The sequence below is a fragment of the Citromicrobium sp. JLT1363 genome (assembly GCF_000186705.1).
In the GTDB taxonomy this organism is placed as follows: domain Bacteria; phylum Pseudomonadota; class Alphaproteobacteria; order Sphingomonadales; family Sphingomonadaceae; genus Alteriqipengyuania.
Map to the genome: position 1 here is coordinate 90,353 of NZ_AEUE01000003.1, position 18,680 is coordinate 109,032.

The window sequence follows — 18,680 nt, forward strand, 5'->3', positions numbered from 1 at the left end:
CTCGCTCTCCTCGCGCCCCTCGTACGGACCCTACACCCGGCCTTGACGAATGCAATTTAGGCATTTAGCTAAATACCTATGAGCAAGGTTTTCGACGCCCTTTCCCACCCCATCCGGCGCGAGGTGCTGGAACTGCTCAAGGGCGGCGGGATGACCGCAGGCGACATTGCGGATCACTTTCCCGTGTCGAAGCCGACGATGTCGGGCCACTTCGCAAAGCTGAAGGAGGCCGGCCTGATCCATGGCGAGAACCGCAGAGGATCGGTGGTCTACACTCTCAACATGTCGACGCTGGAAGAGGCGCTGCATACGTTCATGGGCCGCATGGGGCTGGGCCGTGCGGAGGGCGAAGCGCGCCCGGGCACAAAACCGCAAGGAGAAACGCAATGAAGGTCAGGCCGCTGTTGATCGGCACCATCCTGCTGGCCGCCCTGATGGCGGCCTTCGCGCTATGGGCGGCGGGTCAGGTGCCTGCCGGGGCAGAGCTCCCGGTGCACTGGAATGCGGCGGGCGAGATCGACGATACGATGCCCGCACTCCCGGCGCTGCTGATGCCCGCCGGGCTGGTGCTGGCCCTCGGTCTGCTTTTTGCGATCATCCCCGCTATCGAACCATTGCAGGACAGGCTCGAAGGCTCGGCTCCGCTGCTGCGCGCCTCATGGCTCGGAACGCTGGGCCTGCTGGTCGCCGTGCAGTGTTTCATCGCCGCGCCCATTCTTGGCCTGGAGCCTGGGCCGGGCGCCATCGTCGTCCTTGTAGGCATCCTCTTCCTGGTGCTGGGCAACATGATGCCCAAGTCCCGCCCCGGGTTCTTCGTGGGTATTCGCACGCCCTGGACGATCACCGATGCCGACAACTGGATCGCCACGCATCGCCTTGCCGGGAAGCTGTTCCTTGCCGCCGGGCTGGCGATGATCGCGGCCGGTCTGATCGACATGCCGAGCGAACTGCGGATGGTTCTGGTACTGGGCGCTGCCCTTGGTGCTGGCCTGATCCCGGCGGTCTACAGCTGGCACCTCTGGAGAACCGGCCAGCACGGACAAGGTGCAAATTGACCATGCGTGTGTTGTCGTCCCTGGCAGCGTCGCTTGCTCTTGCCCCCGCCACCCAAGCGTGCAGACCGAGCGCTTAGGTATCGACCCGCCGCTGCCCGGCACGATCTGGCGCAAGGGACGCCCGCAGTCCTGATCATCCCCGGCTCCGGCGCGACCGATGGCGACGGGCACTGCACCCTCCGGCTGAAGCCGGCGCCCGAAGGCGGCCGCGCCCCCAATCTGGCATCCCGTGGCGATCCGGACCTCCGCTCACCCCCGGAGTGGCCGAGGCGGTCGCCGGGTTCGTGCCGGCAGAACGCCAGCTTACGCTTTGGCGGCGTGGTGGCTCAGATCTTCGGGCTGGGTCACAAGGCTCACGATCACGATGGCGATTGTGGCGGCGATAAAGCCCGGGATGATCTCGTACACGCCCGGCCCACCCAGGAATTCGCTGTTCCAGCCCTGCGCGATCCAGAAGCCGACCGTGCCAGCCCCCACGACGAGCCCGGCCAGCGCACCCGCGCCGGTCATCCGGGGCCAGGTGAGCGACAGCAGGATCAGCGGGCCGAAGGCGGCGCCGAAGCCCGCCCATGCGTTGGAGACAAGGCCCAGCACTTCGCTTTCCGGGTCGCTTGCCACCCAGATCGCCGCCAGCGCCACCACCAGCACGCTCAGCCGCCCGACATTGACCGCCTCGCGCTCGCTCGCATTGCGGCGCAGGAACAGGCGGTAGAAATCCTCTGTCAGCGAGCTGGAGGAGACCAGCAGCTGCGAGGAGATCGTGCTCATGATCGCGGCCAGCAGCGCGGCCAGCAGGAAGCCGGTGACGAGCGGGTGGAACAGAAGGTCCGCCAGCACGATGAAGATGGTTTCGGGGTCGTCCACCACCACGCCGTTACGCTCGGCATAGGCGCGGCCAGCAAGCCCGACGCCCAGCGAACCGAGCAGGCAGACGAACATCCATGCAAGCCCGATATTGCGCGCATTGGCGACCTCGGGAACGCTGCGGATCGCCATGAAGCGCACGATGATGTGCGGTTGCCCGAAATAGCCCAGGCCCCATGTTACCGCGCTGAGGAAGCCAATCGCGGTCAGCCCTTCGGTCAGGCTGAGGAAACCGGGCTGGATGTCGGACAGGCTGTCGCCCGCGCTTCCGCCGGGGCCGAACATCACCACCAGCGGCATGACGACCAGCGCCAGCAGCATGATGACGCCCTGCACGAAGTCGGTCAGGCTGACGGCGAGGAACCCGCCCACCATCGTGTAGGCCAGCACCACGCCCGCCGTGATCCAGATGCCAAGCATGTAGTCGCTCATCCCCACATCGGGCAGCAGCGCGGGGAAGGCGGTTTCGAACAGCTTGCCGCCGCCGACCAGACCTGCGGCGGAATAGACCATGAAGAACACCACGATCACGATCGCCGAAACCACGCGCAGCGCGGTCGCCTGGCTGGGGAAGCGGTTGGCCATGAACTCGGGAATGGTCAGCGCGTTGCCCATCCGCTCGGTCTGTTCGCGCAGGCGGGGTGCGACGATGGTCCAGTTGACGACCGCGCCTGCGAACAGTCCGATGCCGATCCACGCCTCGACCAGCCCGGCGGCATACAGCGCGCCCGGCAGGCCCAGCAGCAGCCAGCCCGACATGTCCGAAGCGCCAGCGGAAAGCGCCGCCACGCCCGGTGAAAGGCCGCGCCCGGCGAGGAGGTATCCCTCGGACGTGTCGGTCGATTTCTTCCATGCGAAAAGGCCGATCCCCAGCATGAGGATGAAGTAGGCCGCGAGTGAGATGAGTACGCCTGTCTGCATGGGCGGGATGCCTAACGCCTCCTAACCGGTTTGACCACAGTAAGCCGGGAAGTGTCTCACACAGGGCGACACGAGTGCTGCCGCCCTAGTCCCACGCCACGTCGAGGTGGGCATGGTTGCCCTTCGCGCCATCTTCGCCGTCGCCCTGCTTCCCGCCCTTCCTGGCGAGCGTATCGGGATCCTCGCAGCACCTGGCCAGTTCATCGACCCGCTCGAACCGGTCGCGGCGTTTGCCGATCCGCCTGCTGGCCCGGTCGGAGAAGGGCAGCGCGATGTTGGCCGCGTGGCGCATCAGCTGCAGGAAGTCGCTCTCCGCCTCGCGCGCGAGGCCTTGCGCCGCCGTCACCGCATCGCCCGCGCCCACCAGCTCCGCCGCGCGGATCGAGGTCGGGTCGTCGGCATCGGCCAGCACCAGCGCGCTGCTGCGGAAGCCCTCCTTCTCCCCGGTGGAGAGGTCGCCGCGGCGGTTCACGCTCTCTATCAGAGCCTGCGCCCTGCGGCGGCGCTGCGCCTTGGGATCGGGCGGCGGCGGCTCTCCCGCCATGGACAGCACCCAGGCCAGCGCCATCACGCCCGCGCCCAGCACGGCAAAGCCGACGAAGGCGAGGGTCAGCCACAGGCTGCCGACCGGCCAGGCGCGTTCGTGCAGCTGGCCGTATTCGCCGTACCAGTAGCCGCCGTGGGCATGGCCGGAGCCCGCGCCCAGCGTGTCGGCAAACCAGTGCGCAAGGCCCGGCGCGAGAACCAGCGCGACGATCAGCGCCACGGCCCCCGCCGCCGCAAACCCGGGCAAAGCATATCTCATCGCAGCGAATCCCCTTCGCGGCGCGACCCGTTAACCATCATGTCAGCGCGCGATGGGGATGGGAAGGCCGGGGAAATGCCCCCCGGACCATTCGCGTGGAATTGCCCACACACATCGGCAGACCGGCGCGCCTGACACACCTGACACAGTGTCCTGGGCCTGAAATCCACTCGATCGAAAAGGCGCGATTGATCGAGCGGCCCGATCAGCCCGCGCGAGGGGGCGAGGGTCGGGGGCCGAACGAGGCGGACCGGGACGGACGGCGAGAAAGAGCGCACCCAGCCATAGCGCGGGGCGTGGGAGTAGGAAAATCGGATCGCTATCGGCAGCTCGATCCGCTTCAGTACCGGAGCTGGGCCGTGACTGTGGATGAACTCACAATGTTCCCTGTCCGTTCTTGCGCGCTGGGGGAAATTTTGGCATAGCGCGAGAAATTGACCCAGAGGTAGCCATGGCGAACATGTCTTTTACGGAATTGCGGCAGATGGCAGGCCTCTCGGTCGAGGATGCGGCGAGAGAACTCGATTATTGCCAGAGCACGATTTATCGCTGGGAACGTGGTGAGGCGAAGCCGAAGGCTTCCGTCTATCGTGCACTGGAGGTGCTGGCGCAGTTTGGCCCGGATCCTTCCGTGAGCGAACCCGACAGGGATCTGCATTTCCGGTTTATCGATCTGTTTGCGGGGATTGGTGGATTGCGCATCGGCTTCCAGGGCATTGGCGGCCATTGCGTGTTCACTTCGGAGTGGGACAGGTTCGCCCAGGAAACCTACCGCGTGAATTTCCGCGACAACCACAAATTGCATGGCGACGTACGCCAGTTTGCTGAAAACCCCGAGCTGATCCCCGAGCATGATGTGCTGCTAGGAGGGTTCCCCTGCCAGCCATTTTCGCTTGCGGGTGTGTCCAAGAAGAATGCGCTGGGACGCCCTCACGGTTTTATGTGTGATACCCAAGGAACCCTCTTCTTCGACACTGCGCAGATCATTGCCCATCATCAGCCCGCAGCTTTCGTGCTGGAAAACGTCAAGAATCTTGAGGGGCACGACAAGGGACGTACGTTTGCCACCATCATGCATGTTCTGGAGAACGAGCTAGGCTACCACGTGCAGGCGAGGGTGATCAGTTCGGCACCCTGGGTGCCGCAAAAGCGAGAGAGGATATTCATCGTCGGTTTTCGGGAGAAATCCGCATTCAACCTCAAAGAGCTTGAAATTCCGGCGGTTGCAGACGGGCCGAAGCTTGGCAGCATTCTTGACCCGAATGACCAGATCGACCCTAAATATACGCTCACACCCCGCCTCTGGGAATACCTCCAGGAATACCGGAAGAAGCACGAAGCCAAGGGTAACGGTTTTGGATACAGTCTGTTCGGTCCTGACGATGTGGCGAGGACCCTGTCGGCCCGGTATCACAAGGATGGCTCGGAAATTCTCATTGCGCAGGAAGGCAACCGGCCTCGCCGTCTGACCCCGCTGGAATGTGCGCGCCTCATGGGTTTTGACCGAGGGGAGCGCCGCTGGGCAATTCCTGTTTCGGATACCCAAGCCTACCGGCAGTTCGGAAACGCAGTTGTCGTGCCGGTGGTGGAGTTTCTGGCGAACGCCATGAGAGATCACCTGGCGACTGCATTGGGGGCGACCGGACCGGTGAAAGACCGGCAGACTGTTTCCATTTCCCGGCCTGACCGCAAGCTGGCTGCCATTGGCTGACATCGTTTCGCCGGAAGTTCGCAGCCGGATGATGGCGGGAATCCGGTCGAAAGATACGAAGCCGGAGATGGTGCTGAGGCGCGGCCTCCACCGCTTGGGTTTTCGTTACCGTCTTCATGACAGGAAGCTGCCGGGCAAGCCCGATCTCGTCTTTCCGAAATACAACGCTGCCATTTTTGTGAATGGGTGCTTCTGGCACGGGCACGACTGCCCGCTGTTCAAATGGCCGAAGACAAGAGAAGCCTTCTGGCGGGCAAAAATTGAGGCCAATCGCCAGAGAGACGATGCCGCACTTGCTGAGTTGACAGGCTCTGACTGGCGAGTGCTGACAGTGTGGGAATGCGCCTTCAAGGGGTCAGCGCGCATCGGTACTTTGGCCGCAATCTCGAGCACAGCTCGTTGGTTGCGATCAGATCGAAAAGTGGCGGAAGTAAGGGGAGGGAATGGTGATGATGGAACTGCCGGATTGGCTTGACCAATACGCAGTCGGAAACGTCCTCTGGTATGCCAAACGACTGTCAGGCAATGATACACTTGCCAACGATTCCCATCAGGCAGGCCCGTATGTGCCCAAAAACATTATCTTCTCCGTAGTCCCGTCAATCGATCGACGGGACATAAAGAACCCTGATTCCTGGCTCGATTTCTATATCGATTCACACTCAGATCATGTCCGTGCGCGCGCTGTCTATTATAATAACAAGTATCACGGCAGCATGGCCAAGAGTCCGCGTGATGAAGCGCGCTTCACTAACTTTGGCGGAATCGAATCCGTCTTGCTTAACCCCGAAAGTACCGGCGCGATTTCTGTCTTCGTATTTCGGCGCGACGACGAAGGCGTTGCCATCGACTGTCATGTGTGGGTTTGCAGAACTGAGTTGGAAGAAGAAATCGTCGAGGATCGGCTCGGCCCAATTGAGCCTGGCCGTTATCGGGTTTGGACGCCAGGAACGGTGCGAGACGGGGACCTTTTCGTCCAAATTGCTCCGCGGGCTAGTTGCTGGCTGTCCGATGACGAAATGCCAACCGACTGGCTGGCGAAGTTCCCAAGCGGACTGGAAATCGTCGAGAAAGCAGTGGCACTACGTCCCGACAATGGTCTCAGCCCAGACAACCGCATGTTGCGGCGCAGGGATTGCGAATTCGAGATTTTTCGAAGCGTAGAACAGGCGATAGAGCTACCCAATATCACGGCTGGATTTTCGAGCGTGGACGAATTCATCGTTCGGGCCCAGACCATCCTTCAGCGGCGCAAGGCGCGGTCAGGCCGTTCGCTGGAATTGCATGCTCGGGCAATTTTCATAGAGGAGCAGCTGGTCGAGAATACCCACTTCTCGCATCAGCCGGTTTCCGAACCGGGCAAGTCTCCTGACTTCCTGTTCCCGTCTCAAGAAGCCTATCAGGACAATTCGTTCCCGGCTGACCAGCTCCGGATGCTGGCTGTAAAAACTACTTGCCGCGACAGGTGGAGGCAGATTCTCAACGAGGCAGATCGCATCCCGCGCAAGCACCTCCTTACCCTGCAGGAGGGCGTGTCAGAAAACCAATTCAGAGAAATGACTTCAGCCGGTGTGACCTTGGTGGTGCCGGAAAAACTGCGGGAAAAGTTCCCGAAGCCCGTCCGGCCTCACCTGCAAAATCTCGAGAGCTTCATAGGAGACGTCCGCTCGCTCGCAGCGCGGACTTAGCTATCCATCTTGCGCTTGTGGCGCTTGCGCTCGTGGGGGTCGAGGTGGCGTTTGCGCAGGCGGATGTTCTGCGGGGTCACTTCGACCATCTCGTCGTCGTCGATATAGGCGATCGCCTGTTCCAGCGTCATCACGCGCGGCGGCGTCAGGCGGATCGAATCGTCCTTGCCGGTGCTGCGGAAGTTGGTCAGCTGCTTGGACTTCATCGGGTTGACTTCGAGATCGTCGGGCTTGGCGTTCTCGCCGATGATCATGCCTTCGTAGATCTTCGCGCCGCCGCCGATGAACAGCTCGCCGCGGTCCTCCAGCGCGTTGAGCGCGTAGGGCACGGCCTCGCCCGGCACCATCGAGATCAGCACGCCGTTCTGGCGGCCTTCGATCGGGCCCTTGTAGACGTCGTACTTCTCGAACAGGCGGTTCATGATCCCCGTGCCGCGCGTGTCGGACAGGAATTCGCCGTGGTAGCCGATCAGGCCGCGTGACGGGGCAGAGAAGGTGACGCGCGTCTTGCCCTGGCCCGAGGGGCGCATCTCGGTCAGCTCGGCCTTGCGGCGCTGCATCTTCTCGACGACCGTGCCGGAGAATTCGTCGTCCACGTCGATCACGACGGTTTCGTACGGCTCCATGCGCTGGCCATTCTCTTCCTTGAACAGCACGCGCGGGCGCGAGATGCCGAGTTCGAAGCCTTCGCGGCGCATCGTCTCGATCAGCACGCCCAGCTGCAGTTCGCCGCGACCGGCGACCTCGAAGCTGTCCTTGTCCTCGGCCTCGGTCACGCGGATGGCGACGTTGGTTTCCGCTTCACGCATCAGGCGGTCGCGGATCATGCGGCTGGTCACCTTGTCGCCCTCGCGGCCCGCGAGCGGGCTGTCGTTGACGGCGAAGCGCATGGCGAGCGTGGGCGGGTCGATCGGCTGCGCGGCGATCGGTTCCTTCACGCTCGGGTCGGCGATGGTGTTGGCGACGGTGGCCTTTTCGAGGCCGGCCATCGCGATGATGTCGCCCGCCTGCGCGCTTTCCACCGGCACGCGGTCGAGCCCGTCGAAGCTCATCAGCTTGGTCGCGCGGCCGACTTCGATCACCTTGCCGTCGCGGTCGAGCGCGTGGATCGGGTCGTTGACCTTGATCGTGCCCTGCTGGACGCGGCCGGTGAGCACGCGGCCCATGAAGTTGTCGCGGTCGAGCAGGGTGGCGAGGAAGGCGAAGGGGCCGTCGGTGTCGAGCCCGGGGGGTGGCACGTGGTCGACGATCAGCTTGAACAGCGGCTGGAGATCGCCTTCGCGGGCGTTCTCGTCCTCGCTCGCATAGCCGTCGCGGCCCGAGGCCCAAAGGCTGGGGAATTCGAGCTGCTCGTCGTTCGCGTCGAGATTGGCGAACAGGTCGAACACTTCGTCGAGCACTTCCTGCGGACGCGCATCGGGACGGTCGATCTTGTTGACCACGACGATCGGGCGCAGGCCCAGCGCAAGCGCCTTGCCGAGCACGAACTTGGTCTGCGGCATCGGGCCCTCGGCCGAATCGACCAGCAGGATGACGCCGTCGACCATGGAGAGGATCCGTTCCACCTCGCCGCCGAAGTCGGCGTGGCCGGGGGTGTCGACGATGTTGATCCGCGTCGTCTCGTCGCCGTGCTGCCACTCCACGCTGGTGCACTTGGCGAGGATGGTGATCCCGCGTTCCTTTTCGAGGTCGCCCGAGTCCATCGCGCGTTCGTCCACCCGCTGGTTTTCGCGGAAGGTGCCGGACTGGCGGAAGAGCTGGTCGACGAGGGTGGTCTTGCCGTGGTCGACGTGGGCGATGATCGCGATATTGCGTAGGGACACGGGTGATGCTGCTTTCGGGGAGAGAGTTGGGAGCGGCCCATGCGTTGTTCACGGGCGTTGCCGGTGCGCCTTAGCCGCCAGCCTGCTGCGCTGCAACACATCAGAAATGCGCGCAGACCCGTATCATTCCGCTACGGCATGCGTCGGGATGTGCCGTTTTGGTCACATATCGGACCAATGCCTCACGAATCCGGCATTTTCGCGGTTGAGCAGTGCCGGGACGCGCTTTATTACTCTCACATTAAGCGCAAAGAGTGCGCGGATCGTAATGACTTGAGAGGATGCACCCGATGGCTTATTCGCTGCCCGGCTTCGCCGGAACTTCGCGTTACGCACTTTACGCCGGCGTTGCCGCGCTGGCCCTTCCGGCAGCGGCCCACGCGCAGGACAATGCGCCCGCCGGCGTCTCCATCGACGGCGAAGATGTAGAGACCCAGCAGGAGCTGGAACGCGCTCTTGGCGGCAATAATGTCATCGTCGTGACCGCGACCAAGCGCGAGCAGACGCTGCAGGAAGCGCCCGTTTCGGTCAGCGTGACCACCGGCGAGACGCTGGAACGCGCCGAAATCCGCGACCTTATCGACGTGCAGACGGTCAGCCCGTCGCTCCGCGTCAGCCAGCTGCAGAACTCGGCCACGACCACCTTCATCATCCGCGGCTTCGGCAACGGCGACAACAATTTCGGGATCGAGCCTTCGGTCGGCGTCTTCATCGACGGTGTGTTCCGTTCGCGCTCGGCGGGCGCCATCGGCGACCTTGCGAACGTCAACCGCATCGAGGTCCTGCGCGGGCCGCAATCCACTTTGTTCGGCAAGAATGCCAGCGCGGGCGTTATCTCTGTCCTCACGCGCGAGCCGCAGTTCGAATTCGGCGGTTCGGTCAGCGCGACTTACGGCAACTACGACCAGATGGTGTTCAAGGGCGACATTACCGGCCCGATTACCGACAGCGTTGCCTTCTCGATAGACGGCGGCATCAACAAGCGTGACGGCTACGTGACCGAGCTCAATTCGGGCGAGGACATCAACGACCGTGACCGCTGGAATGTGCGCGGCCAGCTGCTGTTCGACAACAATGGCCCGCTGCGGGTGCGCGCCATCGGCGACTATTCGAAGATCGACGAGCTGTGCTGCCAGGTGAACAACCTGGTTGCCGGGCCGACCACGCCGCTGGTGCGGCTGGCAGGCGGCGACATCGTAACCAACGATTTCTTCAGCGACACCACCTACCTGAACTTCCTGCCCGTCAACGAGGTGGAAAGCTATGGCGGTTCGGTGCAGGCGGACCTTGAGCTGGGTGCGCTCAACCTGACGTCGATCACCGCCTATCGCGAACTGCACAACTTCCAGGATCAGGACGTCGACTTCACCGGTCTCGACTTCATCCGCGAAATTCGCGACCAGGACGTTGAAACCTTCACGCAGGAATTCCGCCTGACCTCGAACTTCGACGGTCCGCTGAACTTCCTGCTCGGCGGTTTCTATTTCAACGAAGACATCACCCAGGCCAGCAGCATCATCAACGGGCAGGATTCGCGCCTGTTCTTCGATCTGCTGGCGAGCGCGCTGGGCGGCGCCGCAGTGCCGACGCCTGGCACGCTGGCCTTCGCCGAAGGCCAGCTGGGCCTTCCGAACGGCTCGATCTTCGCCCCGGGGCCGAGCACGATCGAGAACTTCTCGCTCAGCAACGAAAGCTGGTCGATCTTCGGTACGGCGGACATCACGCTCCTCGATGACCGGCTGACTCTGACCGCCGGGTTCAACTACACCGACGACAAAAAGGACTTCGCGCTTTCGCAGCAGTCGCTCGACCCGCTGGCGAACATCAACCTCGCGGATGCCTACATCATCGGCGCGGCAGGCTCGGCCGCGAACTTCGCGGCGCTGCCCGCGGCGCAGCAGCAGGCGATCGGCCAGCTGGCTGTGACGCCGTGCCCGGCCGGGGTGAACAACCCCGCCGTGTGTAACCCGCTGCTGGGTCTGGCAGCCCTGCAGTTCCTCCCGCCGTTCCTCGAGATTCCGAACGCGGTGGAACCCGGCAGGACGCGGGACGACAATTTCAGCTACACGCTGCGGGCCTCGTTCGAGCTCACGCCGGAACTGAACACCTATTTCACCTATGCGACCGGCTTCAAGGCCAGCTCGGTGAACCTTTCGCGCGACAGCCGTCCGGTTCTGGGCGACTACATCCCCGCGACCGTTCCGGCGGGCGTGCGGGCGGTGGTTGCCGGAAGCCGGTTCCTTTCGCCATCCTCGCCGATCCGCGATGCCGGCGAAGACGTCACGAACCTGACCACCGGAACGCGCTTTGCCTCGCCTGAAGACGCGAAGGTCTACGAACTCGGCCTGAAGGGCAATTACCCGGGCATTTCGTTCAACCTCGCTCTGTTCGACCAGACGATCGAGAACTTCCAGTCGTTCCTGTTCACCGGCACCGGGTTCACCCTGCTCAACGCCGGGGAGCAGTCGACCCGTGGCTTCGAGTTCGATACGGTGATCACCCCGGCCGATCCGCTGGCGTTCACCTTCGCGCTGACCTATCTCGACGCGACCTACGACGAGTTCGTCGGTTCGGTGGTCGGCAATCTGACGGGGGAGCGCCCGGGCGGCATTCCCGAGTTCTCGATTGCCACGTCGGCCACCTACACCCACGATTTCGGCGCGAGCGGCAATTCGCTGATCGGCCGTGTCGATTACAGCCACGAAAGCAACGTGGAAGTGAACAATGGCCTGCCGACCTACAATGCACGGCTCGGCAATTCGGAGATCTTCCGGCGCGAAGTGAACCTCGTGAACGCCTCGCTCACGCTGGCGCTGGCGAACGGCCTCGAAGTCACCGGCTTTGTCCGCAACGCCTTCAACGAACGCTATATCCTGACCGTGTTCGACAGCGTGGCGCAGGAAGGTTCGGTTTCGGGCTATCCCAACGCGCCGCGCACCTATGGCGGCACGGTGCGGTTCAAGTTCTGATCGCTTCGATCATTGCGAAACAGGGAAAGGGGGCCTTCGCGGGCCCCCTTTTTCGTGCGCGGGCCGATCATTTTCGGCAAAGCCGACGCCACATGGGGGGGCAGAGCCGCGCAAAGCGCTTGCGACGGCCTGAAACCTGTGGCTTCCTGCCGCAGCGCCGGGCGAGGCCAGCGGGCCTGCGACGGATAACCGAGGGGGTGCTTTTCCGATGGAATGGATGATCTTGCCGCTGAAGCGGTATTTCGATTTTCAGGGCCGTTCGCGCAGACTCGAATTCTGGATGTTTTCGCTCCTGAACGTGATCGTGTTTTCCGTGCTGGGCCTCATCACCTTCGGCACCGGCAGCACGCTCGGCCAGATCCAAGCGGCCGATCCGAACGACATCGGCGCCATGTACGCCAGTATGTTGAGCGGCGTCGGCATTCTGCTGGTGGTCTGGTGGCTGGTCATTCTGATCCCGAGCATCGCAGTATCGGTGCGTCGCCTTCACGACCGCGAGATGACCGGATGGTGGTTCCTGGGCTTCATCGTGCTCAGCGTGATCCCGCTGATCGGGTTCGTCGCCACCATCGCCTTCATTGTGGTGATGGCGCTGCCGGGCACGCCGGGGCCGAACAAGTACGGGCCGAGCCCCAAGGAAGGCGTGACCGCCGAGACCTTCGAATAAGGCCGGGCGCCCGCGTTGCTCTGCCGTGGCGGAGCGATGCGGGGCCTCCTATAGCCGCTGCAAGGCGCCGCCCGACACGTCCCACACCGCGGCCTGGGCAAGGATCGCGTCGAACGGGGCGCGCTCCGTGCCCGTCATCCACACCTGCTCGCCATTGGCGGCCAGCCGCGCGAACAGCGCCGCGCGCCTGTCCGGGTCGAGATGGGCGGCAACCTCGTCCATCAGCAGCACGCCCGCGCGGCCTTTCGCTGCGATGGCCCCATGTGCCAGCACGATGGCGATCAGCATCGCCTTCTGCTCCCCGGTGGAGGCGGTGGCTGCGGGCACGCCCTTGTCTGCCAGCGTAACCGCCAGTTCCACCCGGTGCGGCCCGATAAGGGTGCGGCCTGCGCGCCGGTCTGTCGGCCGGTTGTCGCGTAGCGCGCGGGCCAGCGCCTCCTGCTCTTCGGGGCCGACCGGTTCGAGCGCGAGCGAGGGGCGCGGGAAGGGGGTGTCGGTTTCCGCCAGCAGTGCGGCGTTGAGCCGCTCCACCAGCAGACGGCGATTGGCGGCAAGCTGTGCGCCGTGCTCCGCCAGCTGCGCTTCGAGGGCATCCAGCCAGCGCGGATCGGGCTCCACCTCGTCCGCCAGCAGGCGGTTGCGGTTGCGCAGCGCGGTCTCGTAGCGGTTTGAAAGCGTCGCGTGGGCGGGGCTGATGGCCAGCACCAGCCGGTCGAGAAAGCGCCGCCGTGCCCCGGCGCTGTCGGTGAACAGGCCGTCCATCGCCGGGGTCAGCCAGCGGACCGAGAGCCATTCGGACAGGCCGAGCGCGCTTGCCTCGGCCCCGTTGACCCGCACCCGCCGCCGGGTGGGCTGTGCGGGATCGATCATCGTGCCCAGCGGCACCGGCTCCGCGCCGTCCGCCGGGTGCAGCCTTGCGCCGATGGCGAAGCCGCCCGGGCCGCCGATCCGCGCCATGTCCGGCAGCCTGGCACGCCGCAGCCCGCGGCCGGGTGCCAGCAGCGAAAGCGCTTCGAGCACGTTCGTCTTGCCCGCGCCATTGGCGCCCACAAGCAGGTTGAACCGCGCGGTATCGTCCAGCGCGGTGGCAGCATGGTTGCGGAAATTGGTGATCGAGATGCGGTCGAGCGCCATTGGTAAGAGGCCTTTGTCCGGCGCCTAGCGCGGCAACCTGTCACGCGCCAGCCCGGCGGGCCGGTGGGCGTAATCCAACACTTGGTGAAAATTCCCAAGCTTTCGGATTGGTGAACAGATCAGGCGAAGGCGCGACCTTCGGAAAGCCCGGAAATCTCCCGTTTTCTCAAACTGGCACGGGTCCTGCAAAGTATCCGGTATCCGGCGGGATGGTCCCCCGGAGAGTTAAATGGAGACCCAAACATGACCACCACCGACATCCGCACCCGCCTCTTCGCAGCCGTTTTCGCCCTGGGCGTTTCGGCCGTCTTCATGGCCACTGCGATCGTTCCTGCCAGCCCCAACGGCCTCGTGATCGCCTGATCGCAATCGCCGACCTTCCATCAATCACGCACAGAAAGGATTATCCCACCATGTCTTCGTTCGTTCGTCAGCTGATCGCCGGTACCGGAGCTCTCGCTTTCACCGGCCTCGCCTTTGCCTTCGCCATCGCGCCCGTGATGGTCGACACCGCCGGGATGGTCGCATGAGCCAGCTCGACGAGAACCGCCCCGGCGGGCAGCCGACCCGCCAGTTCCGCCTCGGCAAGAGCCGCGCCATGCTGGCCGGCGTATGCTCCGGCATCGCCGACTACACGGGATGGGACGTGACGCTGATCCGCCTGGCCGCAGTGCTGACGACCGTCTTCCTGACCGGCACGCCGATCCTGCTGTACCTGATCATCTGGGCCATCGCAGACTGACCCGGCCGGAGGCCCCCTCCGGCCACAATCCCCGGTCGGGGGCGACACGGATCGCCCCCGTACCAGACCTTCCTCACATCGCGGAAATCCCGCCGTCCAGCTTCAGCTCCGCCGCGGTCATGAAGCTGCTCTCGTCACTGGCGAGGAACAGCACGCCATTGGCGATTTCCTGCGGCTTGCCGACCCGCCCGAGCGGGATCTGCCGCGCCAGCTTGCCCATCACCACATCCTTCTCGATCCCGGCATTCTTGCCGATCCCGTCCAGAATGGGCGTATCGACGAAGGTCGGGTGGACCGAGTTGCAGCGGATATTCCAGCCCATCTTCGAACAGTAGAGCGCGACCGACTTGGTCAGCATCCATACCGCCGCCTTGCTCGCATTGTAGCCGGGCATCGTATCGCTCGCGATCAGGCCCGCGATGGAACTGATGTTGACGATCGACCCGGGCTGGTTGTCCTTCAGCAGCCGCAACGCCTTCTGGCAGCCCAGGAAGGGGCCATCGACATTGATTGCAAAGCCCGCGCGCCAGTCTTCCAGCGTGCAGGTCTCGATATTGCCGCGCACGCCGACGCCCGCGTTGTTGACCAGCACGCTGAGCCCGCCCAGCTTGTCTTCGGCCATGTCGATCGCGGCATCCCACTGATCGGGCTGCGTCACGTCATGCGCCATGCCGAAGGCGGTGTCCGCGCCGCATTCCTCGTTGATCGCCGCCGCGCTCGCATCGGCCCCCTCGCCGTTGATGTCGGTGCACAGCACCCGCGCGCCCTCGCGCGCCAGCGTGAGCGCCGCCTGCGCGCCCAGGCCCTGCGCCGCGCCCGTTACCAGGGCCAGCTTGCCCGTTACCCGTCCAGCCATCCGTTCTCTCCGATCTTTTGTGTCATCAATATCATGGCGATGCGCACGTCGATGCCGACGCCCGCCGCGCGCTTCGCTTCTACGAATTGTGCGAGATGTTTCAGCGCCACGCGATGGACGGTGATGTCTTCGCCCTCGGTCCCGCCGCCTTCGCCGACCCTGGTCAGCCCTTCGGCCCGCAGCAGCGAGAAGCCTTCGGAGACCATGCCCGGGCTGGAGAAAAACATGCCGAGATCGGTGATCGTCTCGGCCCTGTAGCCGGTTTCCTCTTCCAGCTCCCGGTGCGCGGCGGTGATCGCGCTCTCGTCGCTCGCCCCGTCATCGTCTCCGACGAGGCCCGCCGGGATTTCGAGGCAGGGGCGCCCCAGCGGCACGCGGTACTGTTCCACCAGGATGACGTGCCCGTCATCGATCGCGAGGATCGCTGCGGCGCGGATGCCGCGCGAGCGGCTGGCATATTCCCAGCGGCCACGCTGCTTGGCGGTGATGAACTTGCCCTGCCAGCGGATCACTTCGGGTTCGTCTTGATTCATCGGTCCCAGTTCCGCTCATGCTGAGCTTGTCGAAGCGTCGTCCTGCTTTTTCAGACGCGGCCGAAAAAGAAAGTGCGGCCCTTCGACAGGCTCAGGGCGAGCGGGTCAAGTGGGTGCGGGCGATACCGTCACAGCTGGATCAGCCGGTCGGGCAGTTCGTTCTCGTCGTCGTCCGCACGCGGGAAATGGGGGCTGAGGATTTCGCCCACATCGCGCACGCCCGCCGCGATGCCTGCGCCCAGCCGGCCCGCCTTGATCTCGCGCAGCATGTCGACCATCGCATCGCCCCACACCTCTGGCGGGACCTGCTCCGCAATCGCGGAATCGGCAATGATCTGCGCGCGGTGTTCGCGCAGGCTCACGAAGATCAGCACGCCGGTGCGCCCATGCGTGCGGCGTTCCGCGCCGACCTTGAAGTGGCGGACCGCGGCGTCTTCCACGCGCAGCGTCCGCACCTTGCCGGGCAGGATGGCGAAGCGCACCGCCGGGATCAGCGTGAGCGCGAAGGTCAGCAGGAACAGCGCGATGCCGATCCCGCCGGCGAGGCCGAACAGGCCTGATGGCGTCCACTCGGTGTTCCACCCGCCGGACAGCGCATCGAACAGGCTCAGCACCGGATCGGGGAAGAACGCCAGCAGCACGAGGCCGGTAAAGGCAACCAGCGCGGAAAATGCGAGGGCAACGTCGGTATAGCCGTCGCTTTCGTTCGCCACGACCGTGACGATTTCGCCCGAAGTGGTGAGCTCCGCCGCCGCGACCGCGTCCGTCACGAGCTTGTGATCGGTTTGGGTAATCTGCATCACCAGCCTCCGCTCGCACCGCCGCCGCCGGACATGCCGCCGCCGAAGCCGCCGAAACCGCCGCCTCCGCCACCGCCGAAGCCGCCACCTCCGCCGCCCCAGCCGCCGCCGTCACCGTCATTGAGCATGGAGCCGATAGCGGACCACAGCAGCACATCGCCCACCGCGTCGCCCGCGCCGTAGCGCCGGCGCCTGCGGCCCTTCTTGCCGCGCCCAAAGACCAGCGCGAACAGGAGAATTAGCCCGATCCATACCGCTGCACCGATCACGGTCGCGCCGCTGATTTCGCTTTCCTCTGCACGCGCGGCAGCCTCCGCCTCCTCGATCGCGCGGGCGGTGGCCGGGTCCATGTCCAGCGCTTCGATCATCTGTGCGACGCCCGCGACGATCCCGCCGGTATAGTCGTCCTGCTTGAAGGCAGGGGTGATCGTGTTGCGGATGATCCGGCCCGATGCCGCATCGGTCAGCGTAGGGGTGGAGCCGTAGCCGACCTCGATGCGGATCTTGCGCTCCTCCTGCGCAACCAGCAGCAGAGCGCCCTCGTCGGTATCCTCGCCGCCGATCCCCCAGGTTTCGTAGAGTTCGACCGCGTAGCCTTCCACCGTCTCGCCATCGAGGCTGGGCACGGTCGCCACGATCACCGAACGGCCCGTTTCCCGGTTATAGGCACGCAGTCGCTCGTCGAGCTGCGCTTCGACCGCATCGTCGATCATGTTCGCGCCGTCGTAGACCGGTCCGTCCGGGCGCGGCGGCAGCTCCTGCGCCGCTGCCGGAAGCGCCAGCAGCGCGATGGCGAGAACGATCAGGGTTCTAATCAGGGTCACGTCGGGGCACCTTCACGGCATTGCGGGGGATGGGGGGCGGCGCGCTTGAGTTCCTCGACCCCGGCGAGCGTGCCCCCGGCAAGGTCGCCAGCACGATAGAGCGGGATCATCGCATTCTCGATAATGCGCTTGGCCCGAACATCGCTGACATCGTTTTCCAGTCCGTAGCCCACTTCGATCCGCACGCTGCGCTCTGCGGGCGCCACCAGGACGAGCAGACCGCACTGCGTTGTCTCGTCGCCGATGCCCCATTCCTCGAACGTCTCGTTCGCCACGTGTTCGATCGTCTGGCCGTCGAGCGAGGCATCGGTGACAACCACCAGTGCTACGCCCGACGCACGCCAGTATTCGGTCAGGTCCTGGTCCAGCGCGGCTTCGGCGGCGGGCGCGAAGATATCGGCCTCGTCCAGCACCGGGCCCTCGGGCCGCTGCGCCAACGGCGTCGCCGCGCTCTCCAGCGAACAGGCGGCCAGCAGCAACGGCAGAAGGGCGGCGAGGCAGGCGGGGGAGCGCCTTGCGATCAATTGTCGGTGCCGGTCGCGGCCTGGTTGTCTGCCGAATTGTCGTTCGCAGGGGCCGTGGCGCTGCCCGTGCCCATGTCGTCGAAATTGACTTCCGGCGCGACTTCGCTGCCCGCTTCGGCCTGGAAGGGTTCCATCCGTTCCGCGCCGTAGATCACATTCGCGGCGATGGTGGCGGGGAAGGTGCGGATGGTGGTGTTATAGTTCTGCACCGCCTCGTTGTAGCGGTTGCGCGCCACTTCGATGCGGTTTTCCGTGCCTTCGAGCTGGGTCATCAGGTCTGCGAAACGCGCCTGGCTCTGCAGTTCGGGATAGCGCTCCACCGTGACGAGCAGGCGCGACAGCGCGCTGCCGAGCTGGCCTTGCGCCTGATCGAAACGCTGGATTGCGGCCGGATCGCTCAGATCGTCGGTGGTCAGCTGGGTCTGCGTGGCGCTGGCGCGCGCTTCGATCACCTGCGTCAGGATCGCTTCTTCGGAAGACGCGGCGGCGCGCACGGTGTTGACCAGATTGGGGACCAGGTCCGCGCGGCGCTGGTAGGCGCTCTGCACATCGGCCCAGCGGGCCTTGGCCTCTTCCTCTGCGGTGGGGACCGAGTTGATGCCGCAGCCCGACAGCGCGACAAGGCCGAGCGCGAGCAGGATCGAACGGACGAAATTGCGGAACGCCATCGAATTATCTCTCCGGAAAACTGGTGTATTGCCAATATACAACACGGGCGGGTGCGCGCAAGGATTCGTGGTGCAGATTGTCTCGCCATGGGCGCT

The 18,680-nt window shown here is 64.6% G+C and carries 19 protein-coding genes; 9 read left to right on the forward strand and 10 right to left on the reverse strand.

From position 1 onward, the window contains the following. Nucleotides 1-78 precede the first annotated feature (78 nt). Together ADAD_RS0104950 and ADAD_RS0104955 are read left to right on the forward strand one after the other, a co-directional pair. Nucleotides 79-390: a metalloregulator ArsR/SmtB family transcription factor gene (locus tag ADAD_RS0104950; RefSeq protein WP_010410456.1), complete on the forward strand. Its 312-nt coding sequence runs from the start codon at nucleotides 79-81 to the stop codon at nucleotides 388-390. Beyond that, nucleotides 387-1,055, forward strand: a complete 669-nt coding sequence (locus ADAD_RS0104955; protein ID WP_010410459.1) for an SdpI family protein — start codon at nucleotides 387-389, stop codon at nucleotides 1,053-1,055. Before ADAD_RS0104950 ends, ADAD_RS0104955 begins: the two co-directional genes overlap by 4 nt. A 303-nt stretch (nucleotides 1,056-1,358) precedes the next feature. On the opposite strand, the gene putP is transcribed toward ADAD_RS0104955, so the two are convergent. Together putP and ADAD_RS0104965 are read right to left on the reverse strand one after the other, a co-directional pair. Next, nucleotides 1,359-2,840, reverse strand: a complete 1,482-nt coding sequence (gene putP / locus ADAD_RS0104960) for a sodium/proline symporter PutP (RefSeq protein WP_010410462.1) — start codon at nucleotides 2,838-2,840, stop codon at nucleotides 1,359-1,361. Between the two features lie 85 nt (nucleotides 2,841-2,925). After that, nucleotides 2,926-3,645, reverse strand: coding sequence for a hypothetical protein (locus tag ADAD_RS0104965; protein ID WP_010410464.1), 720 nt, complete (start codon nucleotides 3,643-3,645; stop codon nucleotides 2,926-2,928). Nucleotides 3,646-4,096: 451 nt separating this feature from the next. Between ADAD_RS0104965 and dcm the strand changes: the two genes are divergently transcribed. The 3 genes from dcm to ADAD_RS16585 are packed head-to-tail and all read left to right on the forward strand — an operon-like array spanning nucleotide 4,097 to nucleotide 7,044. Beyond that, entirely contained in the window at nucleotides 4,097-5,356 is a 1,260-nt protein-coding gene (gene dcm / locus ADAD_RS0104970) for a DNA (cytosine-5-)-methyltransferase (RefSeq protein WP_010410467.1), read from the forward strand. Then, on the forward strand, nucleotides 5,349-5,831 hold the full coding sequence (locus ADAD_RS16580; RefSeq protein WP_010410470.1) for a very short patch repair endonuclease: 483 nt from the start codon (nucleotides 5,349-5,351) through the stop codon (nucleotides 5,829-5,831). The genes dcm and ADAD_RS16580 overlap by 8 nt, the downstream gene beginning before the upstream one ends. Then, the gene (locus ADAD_RS16585) at nucleotides 5,806-7,044 is read left to right on the forward strand and encodes a type II restriction endonuclease (protein ID WP_202796486.1); all 1,239 of its coding nucleotides are present in this window, start codon (nucleotides 5,806-5,808) and stop codon (nucleotides 7,042-7,044) included. The genes ADAD_RS16580 and ADAD_RS16585 overlap by 26 nt, the downstream gene beginning before the upstream one ends. On the opposite strand, the gene typA is transcribed toward ADAD_RS16585, so the two are convergent. Beyond that, nucleotides 7,041-8,867, reverse strand: a complete 1,827-nt coding sequence (gene typA / locus ADAD_RS0104985) for a translational GTPase TypA (RefSeq protein ID WP_010410479.1) — start codon at nucleotides 8,865-8,867, stop codon at nucleotides 7,041-7,043. The two genes, ADAD_RS16585 and typA, sit on opposite strands and share 4 nt — an antisense overlap. Before the next feature lie 290 nt (nucleotides 8,868-9,157). Between typA and ADAD_RS0104990 the strand changes: the two genes are divergently transcribed. Both ADAD_RS0104990 and ADAD_RS0104995 read left to right on the forward strand, forming a co-directional pair. Further along, complete coding sequence (locus ADAD_RS0104990; RefSeq protein ID WP_010410483.1) at nucleotides 9,158-11,836, forward strand: TonB-dependent receptor; 2,679 nt, start codon at nucleotides 9,158-9,160, stop codon at nucleotides 11,834-11,836. Between the two features lie 208 nt (nucleotides 11,837-12,044). Then, a complete protein-coding gene (locus ADAD_RS0104995) occupies nucleotides 12,045-12,503 on the forward strand; it encodes a DUF805 domain-containing protein (RefSeq protein WP_010410486.1) in 459 nt (152 codons plus the stop codon). Between the two features lie 48 nt (nucleotides 12,504-12,551). On the opposite strand, the gene recF is transcribed toward ADAD_RS0104995, so the two are convergent. Beyond that, nucleotides 12,552-13,637 (reverse strand): DNA replication/repair protein RecF, encoded by a 1,086-nt coding sequence (gene recF, locus ADAD_RS0105000; protein ID WP_010410489.1) that lies wholly within the window; start codon nucleotides 13,635-13,637, stop codon nucleotides 12,552-12,554. A gap of 243 nt (nucleotides 13,638-13,880) precedes the next feature. Here recF and ADAD_RS17075 point away from each other — a divergent pair, with 243 nt between their 5' ends. Continuing rightward, nucleotides 13,881-14,000 carry a hypothetical protein gene (locus tag ADAD_RS17075; protein WP_010410495.1) on the forward strand — a complete coding sequence of 40 codons (120 nt, stop codon included), beginning with the start codon at nucleotides 13,881-13,883 and terminating at the stop codon, nucleotides 13,998-14,000. Nucleotides 14,001-14,163: 163 nt separating this feature from the next. Then, nucleotides 14,164-14,379, forward strand: coding sequence for a PspC domain-containing protein (locus ADAD_RS0105015; RefSeq protein WP_010410499.1), 216 nt, complete (start codon nucleotides 14,164-14,166; stop codon nucleotides 14,377-14,379). Nucleotides 14,380-14,452: 73 nt separating this feature from the next. On the opposite strand, the gene ADAD_RS0105020 is transcribed toward ADAD_RS0105015, so the two are convergent. From ADAD_RS0105020 to ADAD_RS0105045, 6 genes are all read right to left on the reverse strand, one after another. After that, a complete protein-coding gene (locus ADAD_RS0105020) occupies nucleotides 14,453-15,235 on the reverse strand; it encodes an SDR family oxidoreductase (protein ID WP_010410503.1) in 783 nt (260 codons plus the stop codon). Then, on the reverse strand, nucleotides 15,220-15,768 hold the full coding sequence (locus ADAD_RS0105025) for an NUDIX hydrolase (RefSeq protein ID WP_010410507.1): 549 nt from the start codon (nucleotides 15,766-15,768) through the stop codon (nucleotides 15,220-15,222). Before ADAD_RS0105025 ends, ADAD_RS0105020 begins: the two co-directional genes overlap by 16 nt. Before the next feature lie 128 nt (nucleotides 15,769-15,896). Beyond that, complete coding sequence (locus ADAD_RS0105030) at nucleotides 15,897-16,568, reverse strand: TPM domain-containing protein (protein WP_010410510.1); 672 nt, start codon at nucleotides 16,566-16,568, stop codon at nucleotides 15,897-15,899. Beyond that, nucleotides 16,568-17,392 (reverse strand): TPM domain-containing protein, encoded by an 825-nt coding sequence (locus ADAD_RS0105035; RefSeq protein ID WP_010410513.1) that lies wholly within the window; start codon nucleotides 17,390-17,392, stop codon nucleotides 16,568-16,570. The genes ADAD_RS0105030 and ADAD_RS0105035 overlap by 1 nt, the downstream gene beginning before the upstream one ends. Then, nucleotides 17,389-17,916 (reverse strand): TPM domain-containing protein, encoded by a 528-nt coding sequence (locus ADAD_RS0105040; RefSeq protein ID WP_237700767.1) that lies wholly within the window; start codon nucleotides 17,914-17,916, stop codon nucleotides 17,389-17,391. The genes ADAD_RS0105035 and ADAD_RS0105040 overlap by 4 nt, the downstream gene beginning before the upstream one ends. Continuing rightward, nucleotides 17,913-18,584: a LemA family protein gene (locus ADAD_RS0105045; RefSeq protein WP_010410519.1), complete on the reverse strand. Its 672-nt coding sequence runs from the start codon at nucleotides 18,582-18,584 to the stop codon at nucleotides 17,913-17,915. Before ADAD_RS0105045 ends, ADAD_RS0105040 begins: the two co-directional genes overlap by 4 nt. Nucleotides 18,585-18,680 lie beyond the last annotated feature (96 nt).

Bases quoted from the DNA above. Each gene is read 5' to 3' on its own strand.
- ADAD_RS16585 (WP_202796486.1), top strand. From the start codon at position 5,806: ATGATGGAACTGCCGGATTGGCTTGACCAATACGCAGTCGGAAACGTC.
- ADAD_RS0104990 (WP_010410483.1), top strand. From the start codon at position 9,158: ATGGCTTATTCGCTGCCCGGCTTCGCCGGAACTTCGCGTTACGCACTT.
- recF (WP_010410489.1), bottom strand. From the start codon at position 13,637: ATGGCGCTCGACCGCATCTCGATCACCAATTTCCGCAACCATGCTGCC.
- ADAD_RS0104995 (WP_010410486.1), top strand. From the start codon at position 12,045: ATGGAATGGATGATCTTGCCGCTGAAGCGGTATTTCGATTTTCAGGGC.
- ADAD_RS17075 (WP_010410495.1), top strand. From the start codon at position 13,881: ATGACCACCACCGACATCCGCACCCGCCTCTTCGCAGCCGTTTTCGCC.
- ADAD_RS0104955 (WP_010410459.1), top strand. From the start codon at position 387: ATGAAGGTCAGGCCGCTGTTGATCGGCACCATCCTGCTGGCCGCCCTG.
- dcm (WP_010410467.1), top strand. From the start codon at position 4,097: ATGGCGAACATGTCTTTTACGGAATTGCGGCAGATGGCAGGCCTCTCG.
- ADAD_RS0104950 (WP_010410456.1), top strand. From the start codon at position 79: ATGAGCAAGGTTTTCGACGCCCTTTCCCACCCCATCCGGCGCGAGGTG.
- ADAD_RS0105020 (WP_010410503.1), bottom strand. From the start codon at position 15,235: ATGGCTGGACGGGTAACGGGCAAGCTGGCCCTGGTAACGGGCGCGGCG.
- putP (WP_010410462.1), bottom strand. From the start codon at position 2,840: ATGCAGACAGGCGTACTCATCTCACTCGCGGCCTACTTCATCCTCATG.
- ADAD_RS0105030 (WP_010410510.1), bottom strand. From the start codon at position 16,568: ATGCAGATTACCCAAACCGATCACAAGCTCGTGACGGACGCGGTCGCG.
- ADAD_RS0105045 (WP_010410519.1), bottom strand. From the start codon at position 18,584: ATGGCGTTCCGCAATTTCGTCCGTTCGATCCTGCTCGCGCTCGGCCTT.
- ADAD_RS0105015 (WP_010410499.1), top strand. From the start codon at position 14,164: ATGAGCCAGCTCGACGAGAACCGCCCCGGCGGGCAGCCGACCCGCCAG.
- ADAD_RS0104965 (WP_010410464.1), bottom strand. From the start codon at position 3,645: ATGAGATATGCTTTGCCCGGGTTTGCGGCGGCGGGGGCCGTGGCGCTG.
- ADAD_RS0105025 (WP_010410507.1), bottom strand. From the start codon at position 15,768: ATGAATCAAGACGAACCCGAAGTGATCCGCTGGCAGGGCAAGTTCATC.